Source organism: Olivibacter ginsenosidimutans (genome assembly GCF_039542865.1).
GTDB classification, from domain to species: Bacteria; Bacteroidota; Bacteroidia; order Sphingobacteriales; family Sphingobacteriaceae; genus Olivibacter; species Olivibacter ginsenosidimutans.
On sequence record NZ_BAABIQ010000044.1, the window covers coordinates 13,176 to 29,455 of the forward strand.

10 protein-coding genes are annotated in these 16,280 nt (G+C 39.2%); 3 read left to right on the top strand and 7 right to left on the bottom strand.

Annotated features, from left to right (window positions below; translation table 11 throughout):
- Positions 1-207 precede the first annotated feature (207 nt).
- The 4 genes from ABD930_RS19645 to ABD930_RS19660 all read right to left on the bottom strand — a co-directional run bounded on the left by ABD930_RS19645 (position 208) and on the right by ABD930_RS19660 (position 6,459).
- On the bottom strand, positions 208-1,107 hold the full coding sequence (locus ABD930_RS19645) for an AraC family transcriptional regulator (protein ID WP_345234551.1): 900 nt from the start codon (positions 1,105-1,107) through the stop codon (positions 208-210).
- A gap of 14 nt (positions 1,108-1,121) precedes the next feature.
- A complete protein-coding gene (locus ABD930_RS19650; RefSeq protein WP_345234553.1) occupies positions 1,122-1,712 on the bottom strand; it encodes a hypothetical protein in 591 nt (196 codons plus the stop codon).
- 253 nt (positions 1,713-1,965) lie between these two features.
- Positions 1,966-3,747 carry a chloride channel protein gene (locus ABD930_RS19655; protein WP_345234555.1) on the bottom strand — a complete coding sequence of 594 codons (1,782 nt, stop codon included), beginning with the start codon at positions 3,745-3,747 and terminating at the stop codon, positions 1,966-1,968.
- A 6-nt stretch (positions 3,748-3,753) separates the two neighbouring features.
- Entirely contained in the window at positions 3,754-6,459 is a 2,706-nt protein-coding gene (locus tag ABD930_RS19660) for an alpha-L-rhamnosidase-related protein (RefSeq protein WP_345234557.1), read from the bottom strand.
- 267 nt (positions 6,460-6,726) lie between these two features.
- Between ABD930_RS19660 and ABD930_RS19665 the strand changes: the two genes are divergently transcribed.
- On the top strand, positions 6,727-7,914 hold the full coding sequence (locus ABD930_RS19665; RefSeq protein WP_345234559.1) for a cysteine desulfurase family protein: 1,188 nt from the start codon (positions 6,727-6,729) through the stop codon (positions 7,912-7,914).
- 126 nt (positions 7,915-8,040) lie between these two features.
- Here the strand turns inward: ABD930_RS19665 and ABD930_RS19670 are convergent, their stop codons facing one another.
- Positions 8,041-8,367 (bottom strand): HesB/IscA family protein, encoded by a 327-nt coding sequence (locus tag ABD930_RS19670; RefSeq protein WP_345234561.1) that lies wholly within the window; start codon positions 8,365-8,367, stop codon positions 8,041-8,043.
- A gap of 259 nt (positions 8,368-8,626) precedes the next feature.
- Here ABD930_RS19670 and ABD930_RS19675 point away from each other — a divergent pair, with 259 nt between their 5' ends.
- Positions 8,627-11,410: a S9 family peptidase gene (locus ABD930_RS19675; RefSeq protein WP_345234563.1), complete on the top strand. Its 2,784-nt coding sequence runs from the start codon at positions 8,627-8,629 to the stop codon at positions 11,408-11,410.
- Positions 11,411-11,463: 53 nt separating this feature from the next.
- Here ABD930_RS19675 and pckA read toward each other — a convergent pair whose 3' ends face one another.
- Positions 11,464-13,074, bottom strand: coding sequence for a phosphoenolpyruvate carboxykinase (ATP) (pckA, locus tag ABD930_RS19680; protein WP_345234565.1), 1,611 nt, complete (start codon positions 13,072-13,074; stop codon positions 11,464-11,466).
- Positions 13,075-13,584: 510 nt separating this feature from the next.
- Here pckA and ABD930_RS19685 point away from each other — a divergent pair.
- Positions 13,585-14,421, top strand: a complete 837-nt coding sequence (locus ABD930_RS19685) for an MBL fold metallo-hydrolase (protein ID WP_345234567.1) — start codon at positions 13,585-13,587, stop codon at positions 14,419-14,421.
- A gap of 10 nt (positions 14,422-14,431) precedes the next feature.
- Here ABD930_RS19685 and argS read toward each other — a convergent pair whose 3' ends face one another.
- Positions 14,432-16,201, bottom strand: a complete 1,770-nt coding sequence (gene argS, locus ABD930_RS19690; protein WP_345234570.1) for an arginine--tRNA ligase — start codon at positions 16,199-16,201, stop codon at positions 14,432-14,434.
- Positions 16,202-16,280 lie beyond the last annotated feature (79 nt).

Consider the following 16,280-nt stretch of genomic DNA (forward strand, 5'->3'; position numbering starts at 1 on the left):
GGCAATATTAACCATGCTATTCGTTTAATCGCAACTTGTATACGTACAGCTCAAAAATTTTAAACTGCACTTATTTTTAAAAACTTTTAAACAAAAAGGGGGAAGTACTATTATTTCTCAGCTAAGATAGCAGTAATTTGCTATAAAAAATTATCAACAAAAATAATCGTTGCATTCTCAACAAATTTGACATTAAGATGAAGGATACTAATGCAGTACGCTGGTTTTACGGTAGGTAGACGGGTTAACACCCGTATAACGCTTAAAATATTTACCAAAAAACGACATATCGCTAAAATTAAGTAAATCTGCAATTTCAATAATAGTTAGGGAAGGGATATTTAACAAGCTTTTGGCTTCCATAATCACCATTTCGGCAATAATAGAGCTTGCTGTTTTTCCTGCGACATCTTTCGTGATTTCTGAAAGATATTTGGAGGTGATGAAAAGCTTTTTAGCGTAAAAATCAACACTTCTTTCTTCTTTAAAATGATTCGCCACCAATTTAATAAAACGAAGCATGATATCTTCTTTTCGGGATACTTTCCGATTTCGCTCTTTCATATACTTCCGGTAGAGAAAAGCATATTCATACATAAAAGCTAAGAAACCATGCTTTACCACGGCATCGTTGGGTTGATTCAATTCATCAGCATAGCTTCGCAAAAGCATCACCTCAATGAGATTATTTAATGTTTTTACTTCATGTAAAGCGAGATTGAACAAGGGCATTCCCGAAATAAGTAAGTCGTAAACATCTTGGTGAAATTCGCGGATATTTGCATTGACCAAAAAAGACGACTTATACAAGATAGCATAAAATTTACAGTTATCACTGATATCCACCAAATGCTTGATCATATTTGGTGCAAAAGCTAAAAGGTTATTTTTTTCTAAGCGAAAGTGCTGCAAATTAACATTAACATCAATGACGCCTTCGTGTACCATCAAAATGGCAAAAAAATCCGATTTAAAGGGATTAAATATATTGTAAGGTTTAAACTCCTTTGAATTAAGCAATCGTTTATTGATGTGAAATACGGCAAATTCTCTGGAATCGTCTTCCGAAAGATGATGTGAAATGATCTCAGTTGACTTTTTGCCCATATCATTAAGAATAATTACAACAATAAATTGCGCGTAACCTTCTTATCAAAGGTTATCCAGCCTGGATAGTTGATCGTTTTATTACCAATGGCTATGGTGGGTTTTAATTTAATCGTAAGCAAACTTTCCTGATTAGGCTGATCGCCCGAAATAAAATCAGCAATTTCCTGCAACACGGATCCATTGGAAAGCAGACCATAGACATTAGCATCAATAGCTACCGGCACTTCTAAAGATTCGCCTGGTTTAACTTTTACCTGTTGGTTGACTAAACCGGTTGCCAACTGTTTATCCTGCATAAGCAGTTGATATTGAAATTGATTAATTCCAGCGAGATCATGAGTTGGATTCGTTATTTTTAAATGAAGAATTCCTTTTAAGGGCACTTCCTTTCTTAACATTGCCAGTGCTACACCACTCATATTCCGTGTATCCACTCTCCCCGATTGAACCATTTTCATCACATCCGTTCCTGCTAAGAAAACACTGTCTACCTGTTTCACTTCAAATTTACAAGCTTCCAATGCTTTAATCTGTTTCGCTTGTTGATTAATTCCGCAAGCACAGATAAAAAGTACCGCTATCCCTATACCTAGTTTTTTCATTCGAACAATTTATTTATGAGTACAAAATTTCAAAGGTATAAATCAGCTCGTTACCCACTGTTTTTAACGCCCATGAAGCTTGCATCAATTATTTTTCACTTCCTCTTTAGCTGCTCAATCATATTCAAGAGATCGCTTCGCTCCTGATAACAAAATCACGACCCACCTATTCCCTTTTCCTTGTAAACAAAGGTAAACATTATTCGTAGGATCAAAGGTTAATGTTTGTTAAGCTTTTTTTGAATCGATTCCATTAATCTAGGTATGTACCCTGCCTCATCAGCAAAGCCCTATATTTATTAAAAATAGCCGATTTCGATACAAAGCCCATATAACGATCATGCTCATCTAAAACCGGTAAAATCCAGATATCTTCTCGATCCATCTTACGCATGACGTCATACATATTGGCATCCATACGTACAACGTCAATCGGCGCTTGTGCTAATTCTTTCATTGTTTTATCGGTTACCTCTTCGCCCATTAATATACTAAAAAGCCGTTCACTATAAATCACTCCCAATAGCTTCTGCGCTGCATCCACCACAGGAAATATATTTCTTTTGGTATGAATGATATCTGATCGCCTGTCCATTGGTTTTTCATCCGGCGCAAGCACGGTAAAATTAGTTTCCAGAATGTATCGCAATTTCATCATACGCAACACCGTCTTATCCTTATCTTCATAAGAAAGCCAGTCGCCATGCTTTGCTAAATTTTTGGTATATATCGAATATTTCATAACCGCACGGTTGATGAAATAAGAAATTGCAGCAACAATCATCAAGGGAACCATTAGCGTGTAACCACCCGTAATTTCTGCTATCAAAAAGATAGCGGTTAACGGGGCATGCATAATACCGCTTAAGGCTGCAGCCATACCTGCAACAATAAAATTGGCTTCTGTAAGGTAAGTTAAGCCTGTTAAGTTGATACCATGGGCAAATACAAAACCAACCAAGCCACCCATAACCAAACTTGGTCCGAATGTCCCCCCGTTCCCACCACTATTGAGTGTAATCAGTGTTGCAAAAGATTTGGCAAACAGGGTAACTGCTCCATAAATTACCACCATAAAACCCACATGCTTATAATCGGAAAAAATACTATTGGCCAACAATGAATTGGATTTCCCCAGCAATAGCTGTTGAATAGTAATGTAGCCTTCGCCATAGAGGGCAGGAAAAACGAAGATCAATATGCCTAAGCTGATTCCCCCAACCCATACCTTATGATATGGATTTTTGATTTTTGCAAACCAACCTTTAACCCATCCATCAACCTTAGAGAAATAAATGGAAAAGGCTCCTACCAAACAACCTAAAACAATATAAAAACCCAGAGCAGGCAGCACCCATTCATCCGAAACTAAATAAAAAAGGGGTTCACTATATAAAATACGCGAAATCACGGAAGCGGTTGCTGCTGCCATTAGTAAGGGAATAAAGGCAGGTATAGAAAATTCAGGCAATAAAATTTCGATGGCAAACACCATCCCTGCTACCGGACTATTAAACGCGCCGGCTATACCTGCGGCAGCACCACAAGCCAATAACATTGTCACCTCCCTATAGCTGAGTCCGAAAAATCGAGCTATCGTTGATCCGATAGCCGAACCACTATACGCGATAGGTGCTTCGAGCCCGGCTGATCCTCCAAATCCAACCGTAAGGGCCGATGTTATAATTTGTGAATAAATGTTGTGTGATTCAATTTGACTTGATTTTCGTGATATAGCATATAAAATCGGGGTAATGCCATGTTCAAATTTACCTTTTCGAATAAAGCGACGCACATATAGAACGGTGAGTAGTATTCCAATTAAAGGAAAAAATAAATACAAGTAATATTTATATTTAGTTTGCACATCGTCCTGCAAAAAGGCTGCAATATGATGGGTTAATCCTTTTAATCCTGCCGCAGCTAGTCCCCCCACCAAACCAACCAATACGGCCAGTATTACTAGAAAATTTCGATTGGAAATCTTCCGGATACGCCATTGGTTAATTTCATAAATAATACCTTTTTGTTTCAAGACGAACTATTTTATCTTAATGACATTTAGATAATCGATTAACGCTTCATTTAGTGCACCGTCCATATTTTGGTTAACGGGTTGTTTAAATTGCAAGCTCAATTGCTGCTCTCCTTTATCCAAGTGCACAATCACTTGATTGGTCGATCCCCAATCCGACCACTCATCTTTTCCGCGTTGCGGGAAAATAACCGGTCCGGCGAACTGTCCGTTTAATTCCAAACTACGGATTGCGCATTTGTTATCAGTATTGATAGGTCCATTGCCGTTGGCATACCGAAAACTGATCGCGTATTCACCACTTGTCGGAACAGTAATCGGAATCTGAATAGCTTCATTTACTCCTTTTCCGATTTTCACATAACCGTTACCAGAGTAACCTGGACTTTTCTTCAAATAAGTTTTCACAAAGCCTTCAATTTCATACGTTTGTACAAATTCAGGTGAAGAAACGATATATGGTCTGCTGGCAAAAGAAGCCTGTCCAGCTGAATCTACTGCCACTACTTGGTATTCGGCAAATTCATTTTGCGGGATTGGTATCGTATTAACGGTTACCAATGTATTAGCCTCCCCATTCTTTAAGATTTTATAGTCTTTGGCACCATCTACAAGGCGCCAATTTAATTTACCATTTTCATATTTCAATGCTGGCATATCGATAGCAAACGTATTGGGCACTTTGTTGAGATTCCCTTTTGGTAATTTATTATCACTTAGTACCAGCTCTATTTCATGTTCACCAGTTAAATTACTTGGAATGAGTGCATCATCTTGTTCCATTCCATCTACTCGAACGGTCGTTAGGGTATTTCCATATCCACTTAACGTAATATTTAACGAAGCTTTTCTATACGTAAAATGCAATAACTTACGTTCGCCCCTTAGCACTTCCGGAACATAAGGTTTAAAACGTAAACCCTCTGGTTCAAAAGACATACCGAAAAGCACCTTATATACCATAGCCAAGTTACCGGATAAACTCCAGAGCATTTCACTTGAATTCACCTGTGTACGACTGTAATCACCATCACCGGCGTTGATATTTTCTTTATTGGTTAAAAATAGCGCTGCTGGCCTTAAAAGTGAAGCCAAGCTTGCAACAGTTGCTTCGTCATTGGCCACTTTAGCTGCCGCCATTGTCCAATACGCTTGCACAAATGGCCATATGGCATTGTTATGGTAGGACGGAATAAATGTTGTCTGTGGATAAATACAGGGAATACCATAAGAAACGACTGGAGTTCTGGTGATGATATTGGCTTGCTGTTTTTCATCGGCCACATCAAATAATACTGCTAACGCCTCACCTAAAGCATCCGAGCGCTCAGAAAGAATTTTATTGATTCCTCCATAAATATATTGTCCATAATAGCCATGATCTGCCAACCAAAAATGCTTGTTGATATTGAGGGTTAGGCTATCGGCTAAGGTCTTATATTTTCCCGCAGTAGCGGTGTCCTGCAATCGCTCTGCCATCGCCACTAACACGCGTTGGGCCTGCGCATGTACTACATTAGTACCAAGTGCCAAAGACTCATAAATATCGACCGGCTGCATCCATTTTGGATACGTCTGTTCACGCCAGTCTAAAAAAGTAGACTCACCATGCATCAATCCGGTACGCGGATCAAACGCATTAACTTGATCATCTTCCAGTGTATTTCGCACAATTTCATAACTGGTTTTAAGCCAAGCCTCATCGCCTGTTACCTTATAAACTTCCCAAGCAGCAATAGCCCATACAACCCGATCGGTTGATACGGGATAGGCCCCTCCAGTTCCTGTATCCTGTATAATACGATTTTCTTTATTAACCTTACGTAATAGGCTTTTCTTGGCTACTTCGGGTTGTAACATAGCCATCGACAGGATAGTACTGTAACTTACGTCCCTCGTCCATACCCCAGTCCACTCTTTACCTGCCCTAAAAGTGCTGTCTGCCTCTATATTATTTTCCATTTCTTCTAATGACAGGTTATAGAGCGCATCCATCATCAGATATGGAGAGCTGTAAGCTGGATAATGACCAAGCTCCTTGGTTAATTTCCAATGCTGCTTTGTTGTTTGCTTTTGTTCCTTATTTAAGGTTAACGCAAGTTCATAAATATGATCACCATCTGCATCTTTCAGTTCCAGTTCCGGATGATTCACCAAATTATCAAAATCCCAAGAAAGCGGAGAAATGTTGCCGGCAATATATACTTTTTTAAAGTCCTCCTTATATAATTTCAATCCATTAAAATTGGTAAAATATCCCTTTTCATCAAAAGCATCGAATACCTCACGCAAATCTAATTTAATATGCACCTTGGCATTTTTTGGTAAATTGACATGAGCCGGCACGTTGGTCTCATCGTGGTAAAGTTTACCGAATTTTATCGTAACCTCTTTTCCTTCCTGAGTGTCTGGAAGCACCACTAGGGTGTGATGTGCACCAGAAGGTAATTCGTTATCTTTACCGTTAATGCTAAACTTGAAGTTAATACGTGGACTGACAGCCGTAGTCGATTTACTTTGATAATTAGATGTTATTTCGGTGGCTGATAATGCTTTAGCTTCATACTCTCCTTGTATTACTTTATCTGGAAACAGGGTGAATTCAGGTGATTTATAAATCTCTCCTTTATTATAGTTATCGGTACAGGAAAATAAGGGTATTATTCCTAAAAAATAAAGCGCATATCGTTTTAATCCGCGGCTAATTGTCATGTTATAAAATTGATAATAAAGAAATACGACTATCGACTAAATTGCCCAAAACAAAAGACGTGTAGGTACTCCTGTTTTAGGTGAACTTTTCAATAACCATTTAAGAAATAATTTACGAGATAAACAACCCATATACGATTTTAAACATTGGTGCAAACCTACCATAAAAATCACTTACATACAACCTTTCCATTTTGTTTACTTTTGTATTGGTTTTAGCCATTATATCAAGAAGCGAGCCATTTATTTGTTATTTTTATAAACATTATGGAAAACGATTATATTTATCTCGATCATTGCGCTACTACACCGGTTCATCCACTTGTGCTACAGGCTATGCTTCCCTATTTTGATTCGATCTATGGCAATGCTTCCAGCATTTATCATAAAGCTGGTCGACTGGCAGCGCAAGCTATAGAACAGGCCCGTTTGGAAGTATCGCAACTCATTCACGCTTCTCCGAAAGAAATTATATTTACCTCAGGTGCCACTGAAGCAATCAATCAAGCACTTTTGGGAATTTTTAACCATTACCAAAAAATAGGCAAACATATCATTACTTGTGAAACGGAACATCCTGCGGTTTTAGACACCTGTAGTTATCTGGAACGTTTAGGTGCCGAGGTGACACTGCTTCCTGTAAACGCTCTTGGAGAGATAGATTTAGCGCAGCTGGATCAAGCGATAAGAAAAGATACTATATTCATTTGTCTCATGTTTGCCAATAATGAAACGGGGGTATTGCACCCAATTGCTCAAATTGGAGAAATAGCAAAAGCACATCAGGTTTTATTTTTCTGCGATGCCACCCAAGCGGTAGGAAAAATTCCTGTTGATGTGGAACAACAGCATATCGATTTGCTCGCATTGAGTGCACATAAATGTTACGGACCTAAGGGTGTGGGTGCTTTATACATTAAGAGAAAACGCACACCTATACAAGTTGGCAGCTTACTACATGGTGGCAAGCAGGAACATCAGCTACGAGCAGGAACACTTAATGTACCTGGGGTTGTAGGACTAGGTAAAGCTGCGGCTTTAGCACAGCAGTCTTTAACAGCCGAAAACGAACGACTAAAGCAGCTTCGCGACAACCTCGAAAGAGACTTACTCCAATTGCCAGAAATTACCATTAATGGAACAACCCATAGTCGTTTACCCCATGTTACCAATATTTGTTTCAAATATGTTAAAAGTGTAGAACTTATGGCAGCATTGCCTCAACTGGCATTATCCTCGGGGTCGGCTTGTGCCAGCGGAAGTAGAGAACCTTCCCACGTTCTTTTGGCAATGGGACTTACAGCGGAAGATGCTCATTGTTCAATACGCTTTAGCTTAGGTATGTCTAATACGACAACCCAGCTTGTGAAAACAGTTTCCTATATTCATCAAGCTGTAGAAAAAATAAGACAGCATTCTCCACTGTGGCAGATGCATCAAGCAGGGATTATTTAGGGTTAAGGTGAATTTGTGAAAAGGGAGTAGGGAATAAGCTATGAGTTGCCAGTTGCCCGTGTCTAGTTAATTAAACTGTCAACCTATATCAGGACAAGACACTATTAACTATTCACCATTAACTGTCTAAACAGCAAAACTTTCTCCACAAGCACAGGTACGCGAAGCATTGGGGTTAATAAAATTAAAACCTTTTCCAGTCAAACCATCACTATAATCTAAGGTTGTACCGGCTAAATACAGGAATGACTTGATGTCCAATACAATTTTAATTCCTTGATCTTCATAAGCCTGATCACCAGCTTTCTCCGTATTATCAAAATCCAATTTATAGGTCAGGCCAGAACAACCTCCACTTTCTACTGCTACACGAACAAAATACGAAGCATCATAGCGCTCTCCTTGTAAGATTTCTAAAATTCTATTTTTTGCTTTTTCTGTTACCGTTATCATACCTATACTGAATTACTTTTCAAATATCGGGATTCTACTAATAAATAAAAAATCACGATATGCTCATCAAAAAATATGACAGGGTTATGTTACTTTCTTCTTCCACAGAAGAAACGTAACCGTTCATGAGTTCGTCGCAGAACTCATCGGTTTTTACCTTTTTGAAGAAAAGTTAAGACAAAATGTAAAATAATGGTGATTTCTAATCACTATTCTTATATTTTTCGGATATTTAGCCTCACCACATAGGTTAAACATTATGCGTATTCTTTATTTAACCAGTATTTTCTGTCTATGTTGCGGCTGTTTATTCGGACAAAAAAAACCACTAGACCATAGCGTTTACGATGGTTGGCAAAGTATTAAATCACTGAATGTCAGCCAAGACGGTCGATTTATACTATACAACATCGCGCCACAACAAGGCGACACAACATGGATGGTAACCACACCAAAAGGTGAAAAGATCGCCACCCTTCCACGAGGCAAACAGGTACAGCTTACGCCCGATGGTGCTTACGCTATTGGTTTGGTTAAAGCACCTTATGCGACAATTAGGCAAGCGAGAATCCAAAAGAAAAAGCCCGACGAAATGCCCAAAGATTCCTTAGCGATCATTGCTTTGGAAACCAATACTGTTTTTAAAACGCCACGCATCAAATCATTTAAACTAGCGGATGAATCATCTGCTATTGTTGCCTATATGGAAGAGGCTGAAAAGACTTCAGACAGTACTAAAACAAAAGAAAAAAAAGATAAATCATCTGGAACGTTACATGTACGCGATTTAGCAAGCGGACACGAAGAACGTTTTGAAGAGGTTAACGACTTTTATTTGGATTACGCTGGAAATCAACTGGTTTTTATTCGTAATGATTCTACTGCCAATGCAGGCTTATTTTTATACCTGATCAAGGAAAAACAACTCAAAAAAATTAGTAATGGACCGGGTACCTATAAACACATAACGTTCGATGAACAGGGCATTCAATTAGCTTTTGCAGCCGAAAAAAGTCCAAAGAAGGCTCTTCAAAAACCTTATAGCCTTTACTATTACACTCCCAACCTCGATACGGCCGGTATTATTGCCCAGCCTAACACTATTGGCATGCCTAGCAATTGGAATGTAAGTGGCGACGGTAATATCCGCTTTAGCAAGAGTGGCGAAAAACTATTCTTCGGTATAGCCCCTATTCCACCGGTAAAAGATACGACGATTGTTGATTTCGAAGTAGCTAACGTCGATATCTGGAATTGGAAAGACGATTACCTCCAACCGCAACAGCTGGTGAACCTAAAGCAAGATCTGGGAAAAAGCTATCTTAGTGTTATTTACCCCAAAAGAAACCGCACCATAATTCCATTAGCTTCAATAGATTTACCTGACGTCGATTTGACAGATGATGCGGACAACTTATATGCACTGGGTAGCACGAATGTAGGTAAAAGAGTTGCCGCCCAATGGGAAGGTACAACGCCACAGGATTTTTATGTGATTTCCACCATCGATGGAAGTAAACGGAAAATTGCTGAAAATTGTTATGCACATGCACAGCTATCGCCTAATGGACAGTTTGTAGTCTGGTATAATTTAGCTACCAAACAATGGAACAGCTATGAAGCAAATACCAATCGTCTAAAAATTTTAAATATAGATCTTCCGGTAAGCTTCGCTGATGAAGATAATGACTCACCAACGTTTGCCTACCCCTATGGTATTGCCGGATGGTCGGCAGACGACAAAGAAATATTTCTTTATGATAAATATGACATCTGGAGTTTTGATCTCAAAGGCAGCGATCGACGATTACTCACCAACGGGTTTGGCAGAAGTAGTAAAGTAACCTTTAGGCATATACCGATTAAACCAAAAGTTGGTTTAGCAAAAAAACAACATGCCGTCATTATTGATCCGACTCATCCTTTACTGCTGAACGCTTTCAATCAAACTAACAAAGAAAGCGGCTGGTTCTACTCCAACCCAAGGAATCGACGTGATCCAAAGGAAATTGTCATGGGACCATATACCTATCAAACCATAACCGCCAGCCAAGATGAAAAATTAATCGCTTATACGAAGGAAAATTATACGCATTCACCCGACCTTTATGCGTCCGATAATCTTAAAGACGAAACCAAGTTAAGTGCACTCAATCCACAACAGCAACAGTACAATTGGGGTACAGCAGAGCTGGTTAAATGGACAACACCAGGCGGACACGAGGCTACCGGTATCCTATATAAGCCGGAAGATTTTAATCCAGCAAAAAAATATCCGCTGATCGCATATTTTTATGAGAAGTTATCTGATGGTCTAAACACCTATATTCCGCCTGCACCTACCCCTTCCCGATTGAATATAAGCTATTTTGTAAGCAATGGCTATCTGGTTTTTGCACCTGATATCAGCTATGAAATTGGGCATCCTGGCAAATCTGCCGAAGAATACGTCAATTCAGGTGTTCAAGAATTAGCCAAGTTCTCTTGGGTTGACGAACAACATCTAGGCATACAAGGGCAAAGCTGGGGAGGTTATCAAGTAGCTCACCTTATTACTAGGACTAACCTATATGCTGCCGCTTGGGCTGGAGCTCCGGTTGTCAACATGACCTCAGCCTATGGTGGTATACGCTGGGGAACCGGCGTTAACCGACAATTTCAATATGAAAAAACACAAAGTCGCATTGGTAAAGATCTTTGGGAAGGTTATGATTTATACGTTGAAAATTCTCCACTCTTTCATCTCAAATCGGTTTCCACACCCGTAGTCATCATGTCTAACGATAAAGATGGCGCTGTGCCTTGGTACCAAGGCATCGAGATGTTTACGGCATTGCGCCGGTTGGGGAAGCCAGTATGGTTATTGAACTACAATGGTGAAGAACATAACCTTGTTCAACGACAAAATAGAAAAGATATTCAAGTGAGAGAACAACAATTTTTTGATCATTTTCTAAAGGGCAAAGCTGCTCCAGTTTGGCTAGAAAAAGGTGTGCCCGCTACACGAAAGGGAATAGATTGGGGGTTTGACCTGGTGCAATAAAGTAAAAGAGGATGCCTGAAATTTACTCATTTCGAGCGTCATCCTCTTCTTTTTTATTCGACTTCCTTTTTCCGTTGCGGTCCTGCACCTAACACCGATTCACTTACCCCTGTTTCATATGGCTTAAAATTAGTTATAAAAGCTTCTGCTAAGCGATTAGCCTGCTCAAGATAAGCTTCTTTATTTTCCCAGCTATCTATCGGACTAAGCAATTTATCCGGCACTCCAACACAGTGTGTAGGATATGCTAAGCCAAAAAGATTATGTTTAGTATAGCTGACGTTATCCAAGGCACCATTTAAGGCCGCATTGATTAAATGTCGAGTGTAAGCCAAATCTATCCGCTTTCCTACGCCATAACCGCCCCCTACCCACCCAGTGTTTACTAGCCAAACGTTAATGTTGGCCGATTTTAATTTTTCTCCCAAGATAGCTGCATATTTTCCTGGATGCAATGGTAAAAATGCTTTTCCAAAACAGGCAGAAAAGGTGGCCATCGGTTCGTTTACTCCGGCCTCTGTGCCTGCAACTTTTGCCGTATAACCAGAAATAAAATGGTACATGGCCTGCTCAATGGTTAAACGCGATATGGGAGGTAAAACACCAAAAGCGTCGGCCGTTAGAAAAAAGATATGCTTCGGGCTCGGCGCCAATGCTGGGTTCAACGCACCACTTATAAAATCTGCTGGATATGCTGCTCGGGTATTTTCAGTTTTACTGATATTAGAATAGTCGGGTATCCGACTATCGCCCGACAAGCATACATTTTCCAGTAACGTACCAAACCGAATCGCGTGATAAATCTGTGGTTCCCGTTCCGGATCTAAATTGACACATTTTGCATAGCATCCACCCTCAAAATTAAATATACCACGTTCATCCCAGCCATGCTCATCATCGCCAACCAAACTGCGTTTAGAATCAGCCGACAAGGTGGTTTTCCCTGTTCCCGATAGGCCAAAAAATAATGCAGTGTCTCCGGTGTCCTTCCCGACGTTTGCGGCACAATGCATAGACAAAATTCCCTTTTTTAACGGTAGTAGATAGTTCAATACCGAAAAAACACTTTTTTTAATTTCACCAGTGTAACCCGTGCCACCAATTAAGACTACTTGCTCCGTAAAATTAATAACCACAAAATTCGGACTTTTCACACCGTCTTGTGATGGATTCGCTTCGAAACTGGGCACAGCCAAAATCGTCCAATCAATATTTCCAATGGCTTGATTAAATAAAGGTCTTAGAAATAAATTATGTACAAAAATATTCTGATACGCCAATTCCGTTATTGTTCGTAAGGTTAAGCGATGCCGATCATCTGCACAAACATACCCATCCCTAATATAGAGATTCCGCTGCGCCACATGGTTTAACATTTTGGCCAACAACTGTTGAAAATATATTGGTTCCAAGGCTTGATTAATATCACCCCACCAAACCGTGTTTGCCGTTTGCTGATCATACACCAAGTAGCGGTCGCGTGGCGATCGACCTGTAAATTTTCCAGTATCCGCCGCCAGTGCGCCATCACTTGTGAGCTTACCCTCTCCGTTTTTAATGGCATGTTCCACCAATTCAGTAACCGATAATTGATAAAATACGTCACCTTGCGGATGAAATTTTTGATTTCCTATATCCAACCCCGTAGAAATAGTAGCCTTCATAAATTTTTGCTTTTGTTAAAATTTGACGCAAAACTACGTATTAAAAAAGAGCAAAAGCAAGTAAAAACCACTAATAATCAGAATGTTGTACAAAATACACTCTCCAAAAACAGCAGGTATATGGCTAATTTAGAAGCACTTATATTAAAAAAAGATATATAAAGATTTTTATTAACATATTAACAAAAAATACCTTAAAAAAAGAACAATAATTATCAATAATAAAAAATAAAAGAAAAAATTTAATGATTCAACAAAAACAAACCTTTCAGTTTTTTAATATTCTATACCGACAGTTTTGCAGCATCTGGGAAGTCTTTACCTATAGTTGGAGTAGTGTTAACCTTGTGTGAAGATAGTCTCAAATCACTACCAAATTAGTGTGACCGCTGTAGCTTTCAGTGTCAAATCAGTAGGTTTACTGTAGCAATTAGTGTCGAAAACGGAGTCTTTCATAAGTAGTATTTTCCAAAATTTCTTATATTGGCAAATGAAGAGAAATGTATAGCTATGAATTTATATAGTATTGATGCAGGTTTGTTCAAACTAGATGGCGGAGCGATGTTTGGTGTCGTACCGAAAAGCATTTGGCAACGCACCAATCCTGCCGACGAAAACAATTTGTGTACTTGGGCTGCTCGTTTATTATTGATTGAGAGCGGCGACAGACGAATATTAATAGATACAGGACTGGGCGATAAGCAAGATGAAAAATTTTTCAGCCATTATCAACCCCATGGCCCATCATTGAGCGAATCTTTAGCCCAACATGGTTTTCATCCCGATGATATTACCGATGTCTTGTTAACCCATCTTCACTTTGACCACGTCGGAGGTGCTATAACCCAGGAAGGCGAACAATTGGTACCGACATTTAAACAGGCTATCTATTGGAGTAATCAAAAGCATTGGAACTGGGCTATTCACCCTAACGACCGTGAAAAAGCGTCTTTTTTAAAAGAAAATATCCTTCCCATTCAGGAAAGCGGGCAGTTGAAATTTATTGCCGAGGGAGAGCGGGTACCCTTTGCAGAAAATATAATTATACGCTTTGCTTATGGTCATACGGACGCCATGATGCTACCTCAAATCAGTTATAAAGGAAGAACGATTTTATATATGGCGGACCTATTACCATCAGTTGGTCACATACCGCTTCCCTATGTTATGGCTTATGATATGTTTCCTTTGCAAACATTAAAAGAAAAAAACCAGTATTTGAAAGAAGCACTAGCTAATCGTTATGTCTTATTTCTGGAACATGATCCATTGTATGAATGCTGTACACTCCAACAAACGGAGAAGGGCATTCGCCTTGGGAAAACATTCCGACTAAATGAACTTTAATATACCAAGCTTACATTCTTGCGGGTACCTGAATACCCAACAACTCCATACCGGCCGCAATCACTTTTGCTGTTGCTGCCGATAAGTTTAATCTAAAGTTTTTGCTTAGGGTATCCGTTGTCTTTAAAATTGAAAGCTCATGGTAAAACTTATTATATAATTTGGCCAATTCGAATAAATAGTTAGCCACAACAGCTGGGCTATAAGTCTCTGCTGCATTACTAATTACATCAGTATAACTCACTAATTCCTTAATCAAATCACGTTCAATGGTTTCCAAAGCTTTAGGTGCTATCGCATCCTTAGACAATTGATGATTTCCTTTATGAAGTACGGATTTGATTCTAGCATGCGTATACTGAATAAAGGGTCCAGTGTGTCCTTGGAAATCGATGGATTCATTAGGATCAAAAAGCAATCGCTTTTTAGGTTCTACCTTAAGTAAAAAATATTTCAGTGCCCCCATTCCGATCATATCATATAAAGCAAGCTTCTCTGTTTCAGAGAATTCATCAACTTTACCTAAAGTTTCTGTTCGCTCCTTTGCTGTTTGTACCATCTCATCCATTAAATCATCAGCATCTACCACCGTTCCTTCCCTTGACTTCATTTTACCGGAAGGCAAATCAACCATTCCATAAGACAAATGGTATAATCCATCAGCCCATGGCCTGCCTAATTTTTTAAGGATATGAAACAATACTTTAAAATGATAATCCTGCTCATTTCCTACAACATAAATGGATTTCTCCATTTTGAAATCATCATACTTAAGTTGAGCTGTTCCTAAATCCTGCGTAATGTAAACAGAAGTACCATCACTGCGCAACACCAGCTTTTCATCTAAACCTTCTGCAGTTAAATCGATCCAAACTGATCCATCATTCTTTTTGAAAAACACACCTTTAGATAAACCTTCTTCAATAATATCTTTACCCAAAAGATAGGTGTTTGATTCATAATATACCCGGTCGAAGGTAATCCCCATCCGTTCATAGGTTTTTTCAAAACCGTCATAAACCCAATCGTTCATCCGTTTCCATAAAGCAATCACGTGCGGGTCTCCTGCTTCCCATCTACGCAATAATTCCTGTGCTTCTTGCATCAACGGTGATTCTCGCTTAGCCTCTTCTTCGCTCTTACCTGCTGCTTTTAAGGTATCTACTTCTTGTTTATACTGTTTATCAAAGAGCACATAATAATTCCCCACCAGCTTATCACCCTTTAACCCGCTAGATTCAGGTGTTTCACCATGACCAAACTTCTCCCAAGCGAGCATCGATTTACAAATGTGTATCCCACGATCATTCACCAGATTGGTTTTAATCACGTCATATCCTGCCGCTTCCAATATGGTTGCTACCGAAAATCCTAAAAGATTATTCCGAACATGTCCCAGGTGTAAAGGCTTATTGGTATTTGGTGAGGAATATTCTACCATCACTCGTTCCCCGTTTTTTGGAAGTATTCCGAATTGATCGGATAACACCTCTTGGTGAAATAGGGAGAGCCAATACTCGTCTGTCAAGCTTAAATTGAGAAAACCTTTAATCACATTAAAGGAAGCAACAGCTGGAGCGTGAGCTACTAAGTAATTTCCCAGCTCTGTACCAGTTATTTCGGGCGATTTTTTTGAAAATTTAGTAAATGGAAAAGTAACAACCGTTATTTGTCCTTCAAATTCTTTTCGGGTTTCTTGTAAATTAATTGCACTTTCAGGGATATCTTGCTGATATAGTGCTTGTATAGCTTGCCGCGTTAAAGATGCGATAAAATTCATGCGCCAAACTTAGATAAACTTGTTTTGATATACAAGTCCACACTAGCTTTTGGCCCCATCAATTTGTTTTGCTCATTTT